Below are 18098 nucleotides of genomic sequence, written 5' to 3' on the forward strand. Positions count from 1 at the left end.
TCGCGTGCGACGACCTGCACTGCAGGGCGACGCACTTCTCGTCGACCCACAGTACGCATCGTCACGACTTCGCTCGGCAACGACGAGATCGATGCGTATAGTGGTTGACGCAGGTGATCTCCGTCAGGAGGAGGCGTGATGACAGGACCCGACACACTGTTCCCGGGCTGTTCCCGGGCTCTCTTCGAGCCCACTACGATGCTTTCGCCTCATCGATCGCAGCGGCCGGAGGGGCAGAGGAGCAATTCGCGCGCACCCAGGTGGCTTACCGCGTGAAGCGCCAGTTCGCGTGGCTCACACCCGTCACTCGAGCACGGTCGCTTCTGACGCTCGACATGTACGAACCACACGAGGATCCGGTCGTAGACGAGATCATCCCGTTCCGCGCGGACAAGTTCACACACCAGATCACCGTCGACTCCGCCGAGACGATCACCTTGGTCGCGAACCGGAACTGGTTCGAACTGGCCAGGGCGTGGGGCGGCAAAGAGGGCTCCTCAGCTAGGCGTTGAAGCGGAACTCCGCGACGTTCAGTAGCCGAATAACCTCAGCTTGCGAACTCGGCAAAGCCGTCTCACCCGATATGACGGCCGTCGCTCATGCGTAACAGTAACCCCGGGGCGAAGCCGTCGTCACAACCTGGGACCGTCGTTCCGATCCCAATCGACGGGACCCAACTCGATGACAGAGTCGGTCCACTCGTCGGACGCTCCTGGCCAACTCGTGGGCGGTTCGGGCCCGGCATACCGATACTCTCCAAAGCGCCCGGTTGCTCCGATCCCGAGCACCCAGCCTGACGGCAAGCGACGCCACGCCCGCCACTTCTTCTTGTCGTTCGCCGTCTGAACGACGATGCCGTGCTGATCTGGTAGGCCCCACTTCGACACGGGACTGATCACCATGTCGGTGAGGTCATCCCAAAACGTCTCTCCCCGCCGTTCGTACCGGAGAGCCTGGGCAGTATGGATGTACTGCAGAGCACGTTTGGTGCCGTCGAACTCTCTACGATCGAGTTGAGCCCCTGATTCGTCAACCCCGGCCTGGCCTGAGAAGGTCTCCAGGTCGGCAAGCCGATCAGCTTCGAGTTGCTCCCGTCGGGTCACGTCGTTTCGGAAGTCGCGCATCTCTGACAGCGCTCCCCTAAATGTTGTTGCCCGCGCCAGGTGATTGTAGCGGCCGGTCAATTCCTTGGCCCAGCGCACAGATCCGTGTAGCCCGGCGGAGACTCCTAAGCGTGCACGTAGTGGCATCTCTTCGTTTGTCCACAGAAGCCGCTTTAAGATCACTTCCGTGGCGGCGTAGAACGCCACAGCGTAGAGGAAAGGGAACATCGCGAATGGGAGCCACACTGAGAGCGCCAGCGGAGCCAGTAGGTCTGACCAGACGAGCTCGTCCCACTTGTTCAAGGTCTGGGCGGTGGTCCATGCGAGCAGGCTCAGTCCAATCAACATGAGCGGGATCGAGAAACACCCGAGTACTCGTTGCCCCTTCTCGTCATGCTGAGCAAAGGCCGTCATCGCCGCCAGGAGAAAGATGACCGGTTGCGCGATCAATTCGCCCCACAGCGGCAGCGATTCCAGGTTCAGGTAGAACAGGAACAGCGTGGACAGCGTGAGGGTCTCGCGACGGACATGGTCAAGGATCTCAACGCCGGACTTCGCTTCTATGGACTTGAAGAGGAGCGGGAAGCCAACACCAACCACGATGACGACGGTGTCCTTCAGCAGCTTCATCTGCCAGATGCTGAGGAGCCACGCGAGCCAAACCCACAATGCGACCCAAACGATGAAGAGCCCAAAGACGAGGAGCACCACCCATTTGAAGAGAGAGCGCGCAATAGTTCTGAGAGCAGGTAGCACTACGTCGCGCCACTTAGGGAGCACCATTGCGAGCACGACCAGCAAAGCGATCAAGATCACGGACGCAAGTTCACGATTATTCAGCATGTTTGCCCAAGCCACTTGTCAATACGGGATTCGCTCAATCGTATCTAGGCACACCGACACCAGTCGGATCTCTTAACGGGCACGCGGGACCGCTGAGGACTAAGGGACCCCGCAACCTGCCCAGAGGTCGGGTTCGCGGTGGCAGCGCGTTGCCCTGGCGCGAATGCAAGGAACCCAATCTTGCCTAGGGCATGTCTTACAGAATTTCAGTATCGTGCGGTCGCACTAGTGCGCACTGAAGAAGGAGCGACGGCCACCGCTAGCAGAAGTTAGAGCGCAAATCTAAATTCCATCACGTTCCGTCGCCGAACAACCTCTATCCTGCCGTATCCGATCATGCCCTTAAGGGCCTATTCCGCCGCTGATCAGAGATAGCCAGAGCGACCAATATCGCATGACGTCCAGATATGAATGGGGGGGTGGTTGGACCAGCGTGATTCTACTGGGCAAGGTCCGGGCCGTGCGCCAATTCCCAATCATCCAAGCCACTCGCCACGGCAATCTGGGCATGCACTGTGGCTTGTGGTTCGGCACACTCCGTCGGACTACCTCTCACGTATGGGATCAGTCGTCAGCGCGCTTCCCGGCTCCATCCGACTCAGCGCTGAGAGCAACGCCATGTGCGTCGCAGTCGCCACCTGATGCAGGTCGAGCGGGAAATCACCGGGCACTCGTCTGTCTCCAGAAATCGTTAACAGCAGGCGAGGCCAGAAATACCCATGCGCTATACCGCTGTAGGTGTTCCACAGCCACGTGACGTGGTCTTTTAGGATGTCGTGTCCTAGCTCTTCCCCCATTCCAGCGAGCTCCAGCGCTTCGAACATGACTGCACTCATGCCTTCGACAATTCGACCATCCCCCGGAGGATTACCTTTCGGCCACAGTTCCCTGCGATGCTTCCCAAGCGACTCCACCAGATCCTGCGGCGCAGCAAACGCCTGCATGCCTTCAAAATTGGCGAACTGTTCCAAGCCCTGCCTGCCGCTCTCGGTATCGCGTGCGACGACCTTATGCGCACGTTCGACTCGCTCATCCGGATCGGTGGGCAACAGGACGAAGAGGGTTCGAGCCGAACCCACCAAAGCTGCACGCAACATGGTCTGAAGTGCAACCGGTGATGTTGGCACTGAGTTTTGGATTATGTAGCTGATCTGGTTCAAGCAGGAATATGCGGTCTCCAAACCCACCGCAACCACACCGGTAATGTCGACGGGACCGTGCGGCATCGCTTCATAAAGCCGAGAGAGTTCGGAGGCCTCAGAGTCATTTCGAGCTTCGAGAAACTCATTCCAGTAATCTTCGACCGGACCGTCTATCACTTGAAGGGCACGGTTGAGCATCTCGGCGACCTCCGGGTCGTCCAAACCAAGACCAATCATGGCTCAATCGTCTCACTATAAGAGGTCTGATTTCAGACACGCCACTCACACCATGGAAGACGCTGCCGATCCAGATGACCGCGCGGCAGCCGGACCGGCACCAGTATGGTGCGCCTTACCTCTGCACTGAGCGGCTTCGGGCACTATCCGTAAGACCAAACGAGCGCTAGCAAATCGGGGCTACCGGACGAAACAGGCCACACATTAGGCACAGCTCATGTTCGTAGAACAGTTTTGCCCGAAGTTAGAGCGAAAATCTAAACTCCGCCAAGTTCCGGTACAGAAGGCCATCTGCCGCACGTAGCCACCACGCGCACCGGCGCTGGGTCCGAACCCGCCGGTATGCTGAGTGTAGCCTTCTCGACACCTCGCGGAGGCGTTTCGCGAGAGCGCCGAACGGTGGCCGCATGACGAAGAGGAGCCGCCGATGGCGTGGGAAGACGAGTACCGAGATCACATGCTATGGACAGCTGTCACGAACGCAGTCGAGTCACTCTCTGAGGTTCCGGCAGAGGAGTTCACGGACGACCTGGCCCGCCTACGAACTGTTCTCTCCGAGATCGGTGGGCATGCGGAACAGCCGCACGCCGTGCTCTCGAACGAGCACCTCACAGCCGTGAAAAACCTCGTCGACGCAGTCGGTGCCTCGCTCCCTGACTCCATCGCCACGATATTCTCGCCGCCCCCGAACAACCGGAATGCGCTGTCCCCTTTTGTGCAGCTCACGCAACAGGTCCGGACTTGGCCAGCGACAGGCTCGACGAGTCTGCGCGGCCTAAGCAAGCAGGCCGAGCAGGTCGAGGCATCCTTCGCATCGCTGAACAAGCGCCTCGACGAGCGTCTCTCGGCGATCGAAGCGCAAGCCACTGAGCAGTCCAAGACAGTCGCGGCGTCGCTCGAACAGCAGAAGGCTGATCTGGCCGAGCAGCGCACGATGTTCGAGGCTTTGACCGAGGAGAAGACCACCGAGTTGCAAGAGGAACTCGCGCGTCTACAGACGGCCACGACCGAGACGGATTCGGTCGTCGAGCAGCAAAAGGCACGACTCGACTCGGCGCTCTCCTCCCACCAGGACAAATTCTCGGCCGCGCAGGAAGACCGAACGCAAAAGTGGTCAAGCCTCCTCGAGGACAACGAAGCGAAGATGCAGGAGCATCTCGAGAAGATGCAGGAGCACGAGGAGCAGTCGCAGAAGGTGCTGTCAGCGGTCGGCGTCAACGCGACGGCCACCGACTACGGCGCATACGCGAACGACCAGGCAAAGGCCGCCAACAGGTGGCGCATCGGAGCACTGATCGCACTGTCCATCGCGGCCCTCGCGTTCCTAGGGGCTGCCGGGGCATCGTTCTTCGGGTTCGGCACCGACCTCGACTGGTGGCAGGTAGTCTTCCAGAAACTTGGCGCTCCCGTGGGCGCTGCAGCTGTGGGCTATGTCCTAATCCGAGAGTCGGGTCAGCACCGCAGAGAGGAAAGAGCAGCTCGGCAGGTGCAACTCACCCTCACGGCGCTCGAGCCGTTTATCGCGAATCTGCCGCCGGAGCAGAAGGAGCTCATCCGTGTCGAGACCGCGCGGCGCATCTTCGCCGAGCAGAAGGATGCGCTGCCGAAGGCCGCCGCGCGGGACGCGGAGACGGACAGCCACTCGAATAGGCCATGAAACTCGGCTCGAACGCCCTGCAGGCAAGCACATTCTTCCGCGCGACGAGACACACAACCCGCCAAAATCATGGTCCGACGCTGGAGGCGAGACCGTTGGAATCTGCCACGCCAAACGTTAGAGCGCGAATCTCCACTCCACCACATACCGTCACGGAGAACCATCACAACGACTCCGACATCCGACCAACGATCGTCGACCGCATGGGTGTCTTAGAGCGAGATCTCACCGACCTTTGCCGCGAATCCGGCACATAGCACGTGAGCTTGCTAGAGAGGGATCCAATAGCATGTCCACCGCGAAGCGGCACCACCGTCAGAAGGGTAGTCCTCTCCGGCGCTCCATCGTTCGCCCTGACTGTCATTCAGCGGTTCAAGCTGGAAAAGTGCCGCTCGTGCACCTCTGACTTGGACGGCCAGACGTCATACCTTTCGATGCCCAGAGAGCCGACGGTGCGAGCTATGACACCAGTCTCCTCCAGAACTTCACGGATGATGGCAGCCTCGGGCGGCTCCGAAGCCTCGTTGGTCCCTGCGGGCACCTGGACACCGGCGATCTCGAGCGGGACGTCGTCATGCGTGAACACCAGAAGCCGCCGATCGCGGACGACGTATCCTACGACCTTTCGAACCAGCCGACGCTCCGGCACTGCGATCACCCTACGCTCAGCGGCGCGATCGCAGCGATCTGCTCCCCCGCGAGTTCTTCCGCACGGTCGAGCTCATAGTGACTCTGCAGGTAGATCCAGAACTCCGCCGAGGTACCGAAGTACCTCGCGAGGCGCAGCGCGGTGTCTGCGGTGATCCCGCGCTTACCGTGCACGATCTCATTGATCCTCCTGGGAGGTACGCCGATCGACACGGCGAGCTTGTTCTGGGTGATACCGAATCCCTCGATGAAGTCCTCCATGAGAACCTCCCCTGGGTGGATCGGTTCGATCTTGTCAGTGGTAGTCAACGATCTCCACCTCCTCCGGACCGGCGCCGGTCCACACGAAGCAGATCCGCTACTGGTCGTTGATCCTGATGCTGTGCTGTCCGGCCCGATCACCCTTGAGGGCCTCGAGCCGATTGCCGGGCGAGACTCGGAGATCCTCGAAGGACTTCGCGGATCCGACCTGACGCAGCTTAAGCAACGCGGCTCGGAGGATCCTCGGATCGATAGAGCGCACGCGTTCACGAAGCCGGCGTATCACGGTTCCCGTCAACAACGCTAGACGTCAAACCGGAACTTCACCGAGTCCCGGCACATTCCAACCTCTGCAACTTGGCTGACGCGCGTCAGCCGTCAGCGCGTCGTCGGGTGCGCTCCCTCGCTTGGAGCCGCCAAGCTCGACAGCAGCTTCAAGCTTTCCTCGTGCGGCGAGCCGGGTTCAGCCGTGTAGATCGACAGGTCATGCCTGGCGCGCTTGCCCGTGGGGAGAACGACTGACTGGTATGTCAATTCGATCTCGCCAACCTCGGGGTGCTGTAGGCGCTTAGTGCCTTCGTGTCGGATGCGGATGTCATGGGAGGCCCAGTAGGCGGAGAACGCCTCACTTGCCGTGGACAGCTCGCCGATGAGCTCGCGCAGGATCTTATCGTAAGGATCGCGCCCGGCCTCGGCCCGCAGGAGCGCCACAGTTGCGGCGGCTCCTGACTCCCAGTCGATGAAGAATTCCTTGGATCCTTCGTCGAGGAAGTGGTAGCGGGCGAAGTTCACTGTCCCATCCACAGAGGCAGGGCTGGCGAACATCGGTGAGTGCAGAGCGCGACCGAGGGCATTGGAGCCGATGACGTCGAGGCGTCCATTGCGCACGAAAGCGGCTGAGCCGGTGATCGAGTCGAGCATCCACTGCACCTGTGGCGCGATCGGGACGTCGCGGCGACGGACAGACCTCCGGTGGGCGGGCTTGGCGGCGCGAGCGAGATCGCTCAGGTAAGTGCGTTCGTCGTCATCGAGTCGCAGCGCTTCGGCGACCGCGTCGAGGACCTCGGCAGACACATCGCCGATGTGGCCCTTCTCCAGGCGGGTGTACCACTCGGTACTCACCCCAGCGAGGACAGCGACCTCTTCGCGGCGCAGTCCCGGCACACGCCGGCGAGTGCCGGTAGGAAGCCCGACCATATCGGGCGTCAGCTTCGCGCGGCGGCTGGCGAGGAAGCCTTTGATGTCGTCGCGATTGTCCATGGTTCAAGGGTAGAAGGATTCCCATGCGCGAAGGGGGTCGATCTTCTACCCCCTATGAACTCGACCTTCCCCGCCTGTGCGAACGGACGCCAAATGGATATCGAGCAAACATCGTCCATCCGTCAACGAGGTATCCATGCACAACGAAGCCGCCACGGCTTTCGTCCCGACGCAAACCGCGCCGAGCGACGACACGCCCAAACTCCGCCTTCCGCTCGTCGTCTACGTCCTGGCGCTGGGCACGTTCCTGATGCTCACGACCGAGTTCGTGATCGCGGGCGTCCTGCCCGAGATCGCCGGCGACCTGGACATATCGCTCGGCCAAGCCGGGTCATTGATCACCGTGTTCGCAACCGGCATGGTCATCGGCGCACCGCTGCTGGCAATGGTGACGATGCGGCTGTCGAAGAAACGCACGCTCCTCATCGCACTGTTCGTGTTCGTCGCCGGGCATGTGGTCGTCGCGCTCGGCGAGGACCTCACGGTCCTCACCGGCGCGCGCTTCGTCACCGCACTCGCCACCGGCTCGTTCTGGGCTGTCTCCGCAGTCGTGGCCTCGAACGTCGTCGACTCGTCGTTGAAGTCCTCCTCGGTGGGAGTCGTCGCCGCCGGAGGGTCGCTGGCCACAGTGCTCGGTGTCCCGATCGGAGCCTACCTCGCCCAACATGTGGGCTGGCGGGGCACCTTCTGGGCGCTCGGAATCGCCGCGGCGATCGCCGTGGTGTTCGTCGCCCGACTGGTCCCGGCGGACGACTCACATCTCCAGGGGTCTTCAATGCTGTCCGGGCTCGCGGACCTGCGAACACCGCGCCTCTGGCTGGTGTTGGCCGCCTGCCTGACCACCACGGGCGGCGTGCTCGCCACGTACTCATTCATCGCACCGATTCTCACCGACCAGGCCGGAGTTTCTGCTGGTCTCGTGCCGCTGGTGCTGGCAGGTTTCGGCATCTGCTCCTTCGTCGGCACCCTGCTCGGCGGACGACTGGGCGACAAGCACGCCCACGTCGTGACGATCGTGGCCCCCGCGCTGACGACGCTCGTGCTGCTGGCGATGTCCCTGCTGACTGGGTCGACCTGGACCACCGTCGTGCTCGTCGTGCTGCTGGGGGCATTCGGACTCAGCGCCAACAGTGTGCTCATCCACCTCGCCGTCGGCTACGCCGGCCGCGCGGCCACCCTCGGCTCGGGACTCGCTGTCGCAGCATTCAATGCCGGTACCGCCATCGGCACCACCATCGCCGGAGCCACCCTGACCACTTCGCTGGGCCTGTCCGGTCCCGCGGTCGTGGGCACGGTGATCGTCGTGCTGACCCTGGTCCCGGCATGCGTCCTCGCGGGCATGACACGCAGGAGCATCGCCGGGCCGACCCCATCCGTCTGACCACTCAACATCACCCCACGAAGGAGAACACACCATGCGCGCAACGCTCATGTACAAAGCAGGCGACGTCCGGATCGAGGATGTCCCCGACTCGATCATCAAGCATCCGACCGACGCCCTGGTGCGTGTCACCGCGTCCTGCATCTGCGGCTCAGACCTGCACCCCTACCACCAGATGACCCATGAGAACGGCCCTGCCCGCATGGGCCACGAACTCATCGGAGTGATCGAAGATCTCGGCAGCGAGGTCACCACTCTGAAGAAGGGCGATCTGGTCGTCTCCCCGTTCGCTATCTCGGACAACGTGTGCGAGTTCTGCCGTGAGAACCTCCAGACCTCCTGCATCCACCACGAGGCGACTTTCCTCGACGGCATCGCCGACGAGGGCGGCCAGGCCGAAGCCATCCGCATTCCGCTCGCGGACGGCACCCTGGTGAAGCTGCCCGTCGCCGAAGACTCAGCGCTCATCCCCTCGCTGCTGACCCTGGCCGACGTGCTCGGCACCGGTCACCACGCCGCGAAGATGGCCGGAGTCATGCCCGGTCAGCTCGTGACGGTGATCGGCGACGGCGCGGTCGGCCTCATGGCAGTCCTGTCCGCCAAGCGACTCGGCGCAGAACAGATCATCCTGATGGGTCGTCACACTGGCCGCACCAGCCTCGGACGCGAGTTCGGGGCCACCGACATCGTCGCCGAGCGCGGCGAGGAGGGCATCGCGAAGGTCCGAGACCTCACCGCAGGCCACGGCGCCCACGCCGTGCTCGAGGCCGTCGGCCACCTGCCGGCTTATGAGCAGGCGCTCGGCGTCGTCCGCCCAGGCGGTGTGATCAGCCGAGTCGGTGTCCCGCAGTACGAGGACGCCCCGATCGGATTCGGCAGCCTGTTCCGGCAAAACATCCGCCTCGCCGGCGGACCCGCTCCGGTCCGCGCTTACATCGAGGAGCTCATGCCTGACATCCTCGACGGCACCATCGTCCCCGGCAAGGTCTTCGATGTCGAGACAGATCTCGACGGTGTCCCGGGCGGATACCGAGACATGGACGAGCGACGGAGTCTGAAGGTCCTTGTCCGTCCGTAACCCTGTGAGCGGCGGCGGAGATGCACTGCCGAGCTCCTGGTCACCGACTACTACCGGTTCTGGGATGCTTTCGCCGCGTAGTCTCAGCCTGTCAGCGATCCAGACCTCGCCGTCACGATCGGGGAAACGATCTCCGTCCAGCATCTCTCCCCACCCATATTCGCCGTCCTGCGCAGCCACTTCCACTTGCCATCCGGATGCGACGCACGACCCGCCAAGAGCTCGGCAAAGGGTGACTGCGGTGATGGCCACGACAACTCAGCGGCCCGAGCGATATTCTCACCTGCCGGAATCGGCGACTCGTCGACACCTCCGACTGACTGCCCTATCCGCAGGAGTGCCAGCCACCCGCCCGGCCGAGTCACGTCCTTGGTCTGGATCCCACGGACCCCAGTATCGTTTGAACGGCGGTGTTGTTTCGCACGGGCGGCAAGCCGCGCCTTGCCAGACTTGTCCGGCCCGCGGACGACGATCCCCGACATCGCACTGCCCTCCCCCGAAAGATGGCACCAATGCCAGCCACGATGAGCCGGCAGCACAGGGATTCCGTATGCAACCAGGCCGCACAAGGTCGACCTTCGACCTCGCAGGGAGGGTCCTGGACGAACTCTGCTGCTCTCTCAATGAGGTCAGGCAGATCCCCGGGAAAGCAGGTCACGTCAGCAACTCTCAAATCCTCAGCCGACCACCAACGTGACCGAGTCATCGCCGTTCGTTCCAAGTCCGTCCAGCCATCGCAGTTCAATTTCGATGGGGCGGGAACTCTTGCCGCAAAGAAGTGCTCGATCTGATGGAGAGGTTCGCCGTGATCGAGAAAATCAAAGGCCCTGCGGTGGAAGGGGCCGACGATCGCAATCTCAGTCATGCCGGTCTTTTCGGCCAACTCTCTTTCAGCAGCGTGCAGAAGTGATTAGCCCACATCGACGCCACCGCCTACCGTGAACCAGAAGCGCACAGAGTCGCTCCTGTCAGAAAGATCCCGACCTTCGAAAAGCAGCACTCGGTCCGAATGGTCGAGAACGATCACTCGGGCAGCAACACAGGATGGGATGACCATGACAACAGACCCTATTCCATCCGACGCTGCACTCGGCTCGAGTCGTCTCCTGAATGATCGCCTTCACAGAAGCTCGAAAGCCCTAACCTCGCAGCGAGAGTCCGAGGCGATCGACCTTCTGATCGAGGTTGATCGGTCACACGTTGAACCGGAACTCCACGACGTCCCCGTCGACCATGACGTAGTCCTTGCCTTCCATCCGCACCTTGCCGGCGGACTTCGCGGCGGCCATCGAGCCGGTGGCGTCGAGATCGTCGAAGGAGACGACCTCGGCCTTGATGAAGCCCTTCTGGAAGTCGGTGTGGATGACTCCGGCCGCCTCGGGGGCAGTCGCACCCTTCGGGATCGTCCACGCGCGCGATTCCTTCGGCCCCGCAGTCAGATAGGTCTGGAGACCGAGCGTGTCGAACCCGACGCGAGCGAGCTGATCAAGTCCGCTCTCCTCCTGGCCGGTCGACTCGAGCATCTCCCGCGCCTCGTCCTCGTCGAGCTCAGCGAGCTCGGACTCGAACTTCGCATCGAGGAAGATCGCCTCGACCGGGGCCACCAGCGCCCGCATCTCGTCCTTCTTCGCCTCATCGCCGAGCACCTCGTCATCGACATTGAAGACGTAGAGGAACGGCTTCGTCGTCATCAGCTGCAGCTCCCGCAGCGGCGAGACGTCGAACTTGTCTGTATGCATCGCCTGGTAGAGCGTGCGCCCGCTCTCGAGGATCTCCGTGGCGGCATCCATCGCCGTGAGCAGCTCGGCCGGCGCCCGCTTGCCCTTGACGTCCTTCTCGATCCGCGGGCGCGCCTTCTCCAGGGTCTGGAGGTCGGCGAGGATGAGCTCGGTGTTGATCGTGTCGATGTCATCGGCCGGGCTGATCTTGCCGTCGACGTGGACGACATCGTCATCGACGAAACCGCGGATGACCTGGCAGATCGCGTCGGCTTCGCGGATGTTCGCGAGGAACTGATTGCCCAGCCCCTCACCCTCGGAGGCACCGCGCACGATTCCGGCGATGTCGACGAAGTCGACGGTCGCGTTGAGGATCCGCTCCGACCCGAAGATCTCGGCCAGGCGCGTCAGCCGCGCATCCGGCAGGGGCACAACGCCCACATTCGGCTCGATCGTCGCGAACGGATAGTTCGCCGCGAGAACCTGGTTCTTGGTCAGTGCATTAAACATGGTCGACTTGCCGACATTGGGCAGTCCCACGATTCCGATTGTCAGTGCCACGGTAGTCAAGTCTATCCCGGCGCCGAGGCGGTCCCCGAATCGTCGTGTCCGTGCCGTCTGTCACCCTGAAGTCATGAACGCATTTCCCGCCGCCGGCGTCATCGCCGCCTTCTTCCTGGCGATCGTCCTCAGCGCTGCCCTCGGGTTCCTCCTCGGCCGCGCCCTCACCCGTTCCCGCTACGTCGAACGCCTGACCCGCGCGGAGACGACCTCCCAGATCCTCTCCACCCGGACCGAGGACCTCGAAGCCGACGCCCAGATGGCCGGCGAGATCACTGCGGCCATCGGTCCCCTCGCCGCCAGTGTCCGGCAGCTGCACGAAAGCGTCCGCACTCAGGACACGGCTCAGGTCGAGCAGATCACCCGCCTCAACGCCCAGATCTCTCACTTGAGCCAGCAGAATCTGCGGCTGCAGGAATCGACCGGGTCGCTCGCGAATGCCCTGAACTCCACGACGCAGCGCGGCGACTGGGGCGAGGTGCAGCTGCGGCGCATCGTCGAATACGCGGGACTCCTCCCCCATGTCGACTTCGATGCGCAGGTCAGCATCGAACGCGATGGACAGCGCCACCGTCCCGACATGATCGTGCATCTGCCCGGCGGGGGCACCATCGTCATCGATGCGAAGACCCCGCTGTCGGCACGGATCGGCGAGGGCGAGGAGGCCGACGGCAGTCATGCCCGCGCGCTCCTGCGCCATGTCGATGCGCTCGCGTCGAAGGAGTACTGGAAGGCGTTCGAGACGGCACCGGACTTCGTCGTGTGCTTCGTCCCCACCGACGGTCTGCTCTCGGCCGCGGCCGCGACCTACCCGAAGATGATCGATCATGCCCTGGGCAAGAACGTCGTCCTCACCTCTCCCGCCACGCTCCTCGTCCTGCTCAAGACCGTCGCGCTCAATTGGCGGCAAGCGGAGATGAGCACGTCGGCGGCTGAGGTTCTGCGTCTCGGCACGGAACTCTACGAACGCGTCGGCACGCTCGTCTCGCACGTGTCGAAATTGGGGTCGAGCCTCGACCGCTCCGTCGAGGACTACAACCGGTTCGTCTCCTCGTTCGAGTCGCGCTTCCTCGTCACGGCCCGCAAGTTCCCGTCGACGGGCATCGTCAGCGAAGAACTCGACGCGGTCGCCGAACTCGACTCCCGAGCGCGTGGGGTCAGCGCAGCCGAACTCTCACGCCCGAGCTTCGCCACAGACGATCCGACACAGCTGAGGAGGAGGCACACCGGCACAGACTGAGACGGGTGCACAGTTGCACGATTCGGCCGATCAGCGCGTCGGGTGAGGGTCGAACAGCTCACGCGTCCGGCTAAGGGTCGAACGGTGCACGCGTCGGGTGAAGGGGCGAAGAGCTCAGATGATGTCGTGCTGACGGTCAGCGCCGTCGCGCTTGTTCGACGTCTTCTTGCCTGCCGCTTTGAGGTCCTTGCGCAGTTCGCGCGGCAGCGAGAACATGAGATCCTCTTCGGCGGTGACGACTTCCTCGACGGACGCGAAGCCGTAGTCGGCGAGGAGTCCGAGGAGCTCCTGCACGAGGCCGTCGGGGACGCTCGCACCCGAGGTGACGCCGACGGTGGCGACGTCGTGGAACCACGTCTCGTCGACCTCGCGGGCGAAGTCGATGCGGTGGGCCGCCTTCGCCCCGTGCTCAAGAGCGACCTCGACGAGGCGCACCGAGTTCGATGAGTTTGCCGACCCGACGACGAGCACGAGATCGGCCTGCGGGGCGATCTTCTTCACCGCGACCTGACGGTTCTGGGTGGCGTAGCAGATGTCATCGCTCGGCGGGTCCTGCAGCTGCGGGAAGCGCTGACGGAGGATGTCGACGGTCGCCATGGTCTCGTCGACGCTCAGCGTCGTCTGCGAGATCCACACGAGGTTCTCGGTGTCCTCGACCTCGACGGTCTTCGCTTCCTCCGGGTTCTGGATGAGCGTGATGTGGTCCGGAGCCTCGCCCATCGTGCCCTCGACCTCTTCGTGACCGGCATGGCCGACGAGGAGGATGCGATAGCCGTCGCGAGCGAACCGGACAGCCTCCCGGTGGACCTTCGTCACCAGCGGGCACGTCGCGTCGATCGTCGCCAGATCGCGGGCGGCCGCCTCGGCGTGCACGGCCGGGGAGACACCGTGAGCGGAGAACACGACCCGGGCGCCCTCGGGAACCTCATCGGTCTCATTGACGAAGACCGCGCCGCGCTCGGAGAGCGTTTCGACGACGTGCCGGTTGTGGACGATCTCCTTGCGCACGTAGATGGGGGCCCCGTAGTGCTCGAGCGCGCGCTCGACCGCGATCACGGCGCGATCGACGCCGGCGCAGTAGCCGCGCGGAGCGGCGAGCAGCACCTTCTGGTCGCTGCCGGCCGGGGTCCGAATATCGTCCGGGGCGATGCGCTTGCGCGGGATCGTGGGCATGGGAACAGAAACGGCAGTCACAGGAACAGTCTAAATGTCGCAGCTGAGCGTGAGCCACAAAGGTGAACCATTCCACAGGCAGTCACCTTGCCCGACTGCTGCCAGGGACCCGCCTGGCAGCGCTGACCCTCCATGTCCGCGGCGTTCGTTAGGCTGGGTCGGGACAAGGAGATGACATGGCGCAACGAATATCCGGCACCCCGGGGACGCTCGGCGAGAACGTCGACCCGCAGGCGCTGCCGGCGACGGCGGCGGAGACCACTGCGGAGAACCCGTGGCCGCTCAGTGTGCTGTCGAACAAGATGAAGTCCTACATCGACCGCATGTCGAGCGTGTGGATCGAAGGCCAGGTCGTCGAACTCAACCATCGCGGCAAGGCCAGTTACCTCACGCTGCGTGACACCGACGTCGAGATGTCCCTGCCCGTCCAGATCTGGAAGAACGTCCTCGACCGCACGGGAGCGCAGCTGTCCGAAGGCAGCCACGTCGTCGCGAACCTCAAGGCCGACTTCTGGACGAAGACCGGCCGCCTGACGATGCGCGCCAACGACATCCGCGCCGTCGGACTCGGCGAGCTCCTCGCCCGTCTCGAGCGGCTGAAGAAGCAGCTCGCCGCCGAAGGCCTGTTCGATCCCGCCCGCAAGAAGCGCCTGCCCTTCCTCCCGAATCGCATCGGGCTCATCACCGGACGCGATTCCGATGCCCAGAAGGATGTCGTGCGCAATGTCCACCTCCGCTGGCCCGCTGCCGAATTCGAGATCCGCAACACCGCGGTGCAGGGGCCCGACACCGTGCCCGGAGTCATGAAGAACCTCGCCGAGCTCGACGCGGATCCGACGATCGACGTCATCGTCATCGCCCGCGGCGGCGGCAGCATGGAGGACCTCCTCCCGTTCTCCAACGAAGCGCTGGTGCGCGCCGTGTCCAATGCTCAGACACCGGTCGTCTCGGCGATCGGCCACGAAGCCGACCGTCCCATCCTCGACGAGGTCGCCGATCTCCGCGCCTCGACACCGACCGATGCCGCCAAGCGCATCGTCCCCGACGTCGCCGAGGAGGCCATGGGCATCCTCAATGCCCGGGCCATGCTCGACGCCGCAGTCAATCGCATCATCGACCGCGAGCAGGAGATGCTCACCGCCGTGCGCTCGCGGCCCGTCCTCGCCGAACCCCAGACGATGGTCGATGCCCGGGAGGACGAACTCCTCATGCTCCGGCGCCGCAGCCTGCAGGCGATGTTCGGTCAGCTCAACCAGGGGCAGAACGAGATCAACCATCTGCGGTCGCAGGCCCGGTCGCTGTCGCCGCTGCGCACGCTCGAGCGCGGCTACGCGGTCGTGCAGACGGACAGCGGTCAGGCCGTGCGCGATGCCGACGAAGTCCACACTGGATCGACCGTTCACATCAGAGTCGCCCGCGGACGCTTCGACGCCGAGGTGACGACCATCGACGATGCCACAGAAGAGACAAGGAGCTGACCATGACCGAACCCGCAACCCAGCAGAGCGAACCCGACATCAGCACGCTGAGCTACGAACAGGCGCGTGAGGAGCTCGTCACCACGGTCAAGCGCCTCGAGGCCGGCAACCTTCCCCTCGAGGAGTCACTGCGCCTCTGGGAACGCGGAGAGGCACTGGCCGATCGGTGCCAGGCGTGGCTCGACGGTGCGCGCGAACGCCTCGACAAGGCCCGCGAGGACAGCACCGACGACGAATGACGGTGCCCGCCTCAGCTGCTGTGCCGGCTCAGGCGAGGTCGGCTGACACCTGATCGGCGAAGTAGTTGACCGTGTCCGGAGTGGCGATGGCCGTGATGACGACGAAGACGTCGCCCTTCGACGTCACCCACTGCACCTTCGCATCATCGGTCCGGTACACCTGGTAGGTGTAGCCGCTGACATCGACGGTCTCGGCGGCGGTCGCATCCTGGACCCTGCCGTCGGCCCAGGCCTGCGACGCCTGCGCCTGCTCGATGCTCACCCACTGATCGTCGGGCCCGAGGAACGAGACGTACCACGAGGTGACGCCGGTATCGCCGATGCGATCAAGGTTCGCTTCATTCGACGTCCACCCCGAGGGCACATCGGGAACGACGAGGGGATAGTCCGTGTTGGCCTGGGACGCCTCGGCGATCGCGCGGTAGTCGACGACCCGTTCGGAGTTGACCTCCGGCTGCGGAGCGAGGAGGAGAACACCGCCGACGAGCGCCAGGCAGGCCATGATCGCCACGGTCATGTTCACCCAGTTCGAGTTCTTCCGCAGCAGACGCATCTCTTCCCGCGACCCGGGAAGGACGACTCCGGACTGGTCGGACATGGAAACTCCCTCACGGCCGGTCCCCTGCTGCTGCCGGGAACCCGTTTCGTCGGTGGTGGAACGGACATTCACCCCTCCATTGTCCCCGCACGGCCCACCAGGGGCCAATCGGCGGTGCCGCTGATGCCCAGCGCACGGGCTCGCCGTTGGGCAACCGACACTCAGCCGCCCGACGTGGTCGGCTGTCGCTCCGCATCCGAAGAGGTGTCAGTACTCATCAATTAGGTGTCAGCAATTAGGTGTCAGCACTCACCGAGGAGGTGTCGGAGCCCACCTGAAGAGGGTGGCACAATTGGAAGCATGAGTGACCCACAGGATTCAGTTGACGTGAAATCGCATCATGATCGGGGCCGAGTGGACGCGGAAGCGCCACCCGTCGCAGTCACCGACGCATGGTCCCAGCAGGCCCAGGTCGGAGCCGACGCTCCCGACCGCAACCTCGCCCTCGAACTCGTGCGCGTCACCGAAGCCGCCGCCATCGCCGCCGCCCCCTGGGTGGGCCGCGGGGACAAGAACGCCGCCGACGGCGCCGCCGTGGCCGCGATGCGCAATGTCATCTCCAGCGTCCGCATGGCCGGAACCGTCGTCATCGGCGAAGGCGAGAAGGACGAAGCGCCGATGCTCTTCAACGGCGAGCAGGTCGGCGATGGCGGCGGAGCCCGCTGCGATGTCGCCGTCGACCCGATCGACGGCACCCGCCTGACCGCGCTCGGCATGCCCAACGCGATCTCCGTCATGGCCGTGACCGAAGACGGCGCGATGTACGACCCGTCGGCCGTGTTCTACATGGAGAAGCTCGTCACCGGGCCCGCCGCCGCCGACGCCGTCGACCTGCGCCTGCCGATCGCGGAGAACATCCGCCGCGTCGCCAAGGCGAAGGGAACGAAGGATCCCGCCTCGGTGACGGTGATGATCCTCGACCGCCCCCGCCACGAGAAGACGATCGCGGAGATCCGCGCCGCCGGCGCCCGCATCCGCCTCATCACCGACGGCGACGTCGCCGGCGCCATCGCCGCCTGCCGACCCGACACGGGCGTCGACATGCTCATGGGCATCGGCGGCACCCCCGAGGGCATCATCACCGCGTGTGCGATCAAGGCCCTCGGCGGCGTCATCCAGGGCCGCCTGTGGCCGCAGGACGACAGCGAGCGCGAAGCCGCGGCGAAGGCCGGCCTCGACATCGACCAGGTGCTCGGCACCGATGACCTCGTGACCGGGGACAACTGCTACTTCGTCGCCACCGGCATCACCCAGGGCGACCTGCTCGACGGCGTGAAGTTCCACGGCAGCCACGTCTCGACGCACTCGCTCGTCATGCGGTCGAAGTCCGGCACCGTGCGCTCGGTCTTCGCCGAGCACCAGTCGGCGAAGACCCACTCCTACGTCGAGGCCGCCGAAGAGGCCGCCCGCCGTGGACTCGTCTGATCCGGACTCCATCACCGGTGCCGGTCGCCCCGGCGCCGGTCCCAGACACAGCGAGT

General features: G+C 64.0%; 16 protein-coding genes and 1 pseudogene. 8 read left to right on the top strand and 9 right to left on the bottom strand.

Going from position 1 to position 18098, the window contains the following annotated elements; translation table 11 throughout:
• The first annotated feature begins 113 nt into the window (after window positions 1-113).
• The gene (locus ABD154_RS10640; protein WP_344251238.1) at window positions 114-512 is read left to right on the top strand and encodes a DUF5655 domain-containing protein; all 399 of its coding nucleotides are present in this window, start codon (window positions 114-116) and stop codon (window positions 510-512) included.
• A gap of 120 nt (window positions 513-632) precedes the next feature.
• Here ABD154_RS10640 and ABD154_RS10645 read toward each other — a convergent pair whose 3' ends face one another.
• Together ABD154_RS10645 and ABD154_RS10650 are read right to left on the bottom strand one after the other, a co-directional pair.
• Entirely contained in the window at window positions 633-1919 is a 1287-nt protein-coding gene (locus tag ABD154_RS10645; protein WP_344251239.1) for a hypothetical protein, read from the bottom strand.
• A 572-nt stretch (window positions 1920-2491) separates the two neighbouring features.
• Complete coding sequence (locus tag ABD154_RS10650; RefSeq protein WP_344251240.1) at window positions 2492-3325, bottom strand: hypothetical protein; 834 nt, start codon at window positions 3323-3325, stop codon at window positions 2492-2494.
• Window positions 3326-3752: 427 nt separating this feature from the next.
• Between ABD154_RS10650 and ABD154_RS10655 the strand changes: the two genes are divergently transcribed.
• The gene (locus ABD154_RS10655) at window positions 3753-4982 is read left to right on the top strand and encodes a coiled-coil domain-containing protein (RefSeq protein WP_344251241.1); all 1230 of its coding nucleotides are present in this window, start codon (window positions 3753-3755) and stop codon (window positions 4980-4982) included.
• A gap of 364 nt (window positions 4983-5346) precedes the next feature.
• On the opposite strand, the gene ABD154_RS10660 is transcribed toward ABD154_RS10655, so the two are convergent.
• The 4 genes and pseudogenes from ABD154_RS10660 to ABD154_RS10675 form a co-directional block, all read right to left on the bottom strand.
• Complete coding sequence (locus ABD154_RS10660; protein WP_344251242.1) at window positions 5347-5640, bottom strand: NUDIX domain-containing protein; 294 nt, start codon at window positions 5638-5640, stop codon at window positions 5347-5349.
• Window positions 5637-5939: a HigA family addiction module antitoxin gene (locus ABD154_RS10665; RefSeq protein WP_344251243.1), complete on the bottom strand. Its 303-nt coding sequence runs from the start codon at window positions 5937-5939 to the stop codon at window positions 5637-5639. The genes ABD154_RS10660 and ABD154_RS10665 overlap by 4 nt, the downstream gene beginning before the upstream one ends.
• Window positions 5926-6192 (bottom strand): annotated as a pseudogene (locus ABD154_RS10670) (type II toxin-antitoxin system RelE/ParE family toxin). Before ABD154_RS10670 ends, ABD154_RS10665 begins: the two are co-directional and overlap by 14 nt.
• Window positions 6193-6269: 77 nt before the next feature.
• Window positions 6270-7151 carry a helix-turn-helix transcriptional regulator gene (locus ABD154_RS10675; protein WP_344251245.1) on the bottom strand — a complete coding sequence of 294 codons (882 nt, stop codon included), beginning with the start codon at window positions 7149-7151 and terminating at the stop codon, window positions 6270-6272.
• 136 nt (window positions 7152-7287) lie between these two features.
• On the opposite strand from ABD154_RS10675, the gene ABD154_RS10680 reads away from it, so the two are divergent.
• Together ABD154_RS10680 and ABD154_RS10685 are read left to right on the top strand one after the other, a co-directional pair.
• A complete protein-coding gene (locus ABD154_RS10680; RefSeq protein WP_344251246.1) occupies window positions 7288-8532 on the top strand; it encodes an MFS transporter in 1245 nt (414 codons plus the stop codon).
• 34 nt (window positions 8533-8566) lie between these two features.
• A complete protein-coding gene (locus ABD154_RS10685; protein WP_344251247.1) occupies window positions 8567-9610 on the top strand; it encodes a zinc-dependent alcohol dehydrogenase family protein in 1044 nt (347 codons plus the stop codon).
• Between the two features lie 1193 nt (window positions 9611-10803).
• On the opposite strand, the gene ychF is transcribed toward ABD154_RS10685, so the two are convergent.
• Complete coding sequence (gene ychF / locus ABD154_RS10690; RefSeq protein ID WP_137824708.1) at window positions 10804-11889, bottom strand: redox-regulated ATPase YchF; 1086 nt, start codon at window positions 11887-11889, stop codon at window positions 10804-10806.
• Window positions 11890-11962: 73 nt separating this feature from the next.
• Between ychF and ABD154_RS10695 the strand changes: the two genes are divergently transcribed.
• Window positions 11963-13129 carry a DNA recombination protein RmuC gene (locus tag ABD154_RS10695; protein WP_344251248.1) on the top strand — a complete coding sequence of 389 codons (1167 nt, stop codon included), beginning with the start codon at window positions 11963-11965 and terminating at the stop codon, window positions 13127-13129.
• A gap of 114 nt (window positions 13130-13243) precedes the next feature.
• Here ABD154_RS10695 and ABD154_RS10700 read toward each other — a convergent pair whose 3' ends face one another.
• Window positions 13244-14302: a 4-hydroxy-3-methylbut-2-enyl diphosphate reductase gene (locus ABD154_RS10700; RefSeq protein ID WP_344251339.1), complete on the bottom strand. Its 1059-nt coding sequence runs from the start codon at window positions 14300-14302 to the stop codon at window positions 13244-13246.
• Window positions 14303-14478: 176 nt separating this feature from the next.
• On the opposite strand from ABD154_RS10700, the gene xseA reads away from it, so the two are divergent.
• Together xseA and ABD154_RS10710 are read left to right on the top strand one after the other, a co-directional pair.
• The gene (gene xseA / locus ABD154_RS10705; RefSeq protein WP_344251249.1) at window positions 14479-15780 is read left to right on the top strand and encodes an exodeoxyribonuclease VII large subunit; all 1302 of its coding nucleotides are present in this window, start codon (window positions 14479-14481) and stop codon (window positions 15778-15780) included.
• Window positions 15781-15782: 2 nt separating this feature from the next.
• Window positions 15783-16019 carry an exodeoxyribonuclease VII small subunit gene (locus tag ABD154_RS10710; RefSeq protein WP_344251250.1) on the top strand — a complete coding sequence of 79 codons (237 nt, stop codon included), beginning with the start codon at window positions 15783-15785 and terminating at the stop codon, window positions 16017-16019.
• Window positions 16020-16047: 28 nt separating this feature from the next.
• On the opposite strand, the gene ABD154_RS10715 is transcribed toward ABD154_RS10710, so the two are convergent.
• Window positions 16048-16617, bottom strand: coding sequence for a DUF4245 family protein (locus ABD154_RS10715; RefSeq protein ID WP_198498425.1), 570 nt, complete (start codon window positions 16615-16617; stop codon window positions 16048-16050).
• A gap of 300 nt (window positions 16618-16917) precedes the next feature.
• Between ABD154_RS10715 and glpX the strand changes: the two genes are divergently transcribed.
• Entirely contained in the window at window positions 16918-18042 is a 1125-nt protein-coding gene (gene glpX / locus ABD154_RS10720; protein WP_137824713.1) for a class II fructose-bisphosphatase, read from the top strand.
• Window positions 18043-18098: the final 56 nt, after the last annotated feature.

It is taken from the genome of Brevibacterium sanguinis, assembly GCF_039528855.1.
GTDB lineage: Bacteria > Actinomycetota > Actinomycetes > Actinomycetales > Brevibacteriaceae > Brevibacterium > Brevibacterium sanguinis.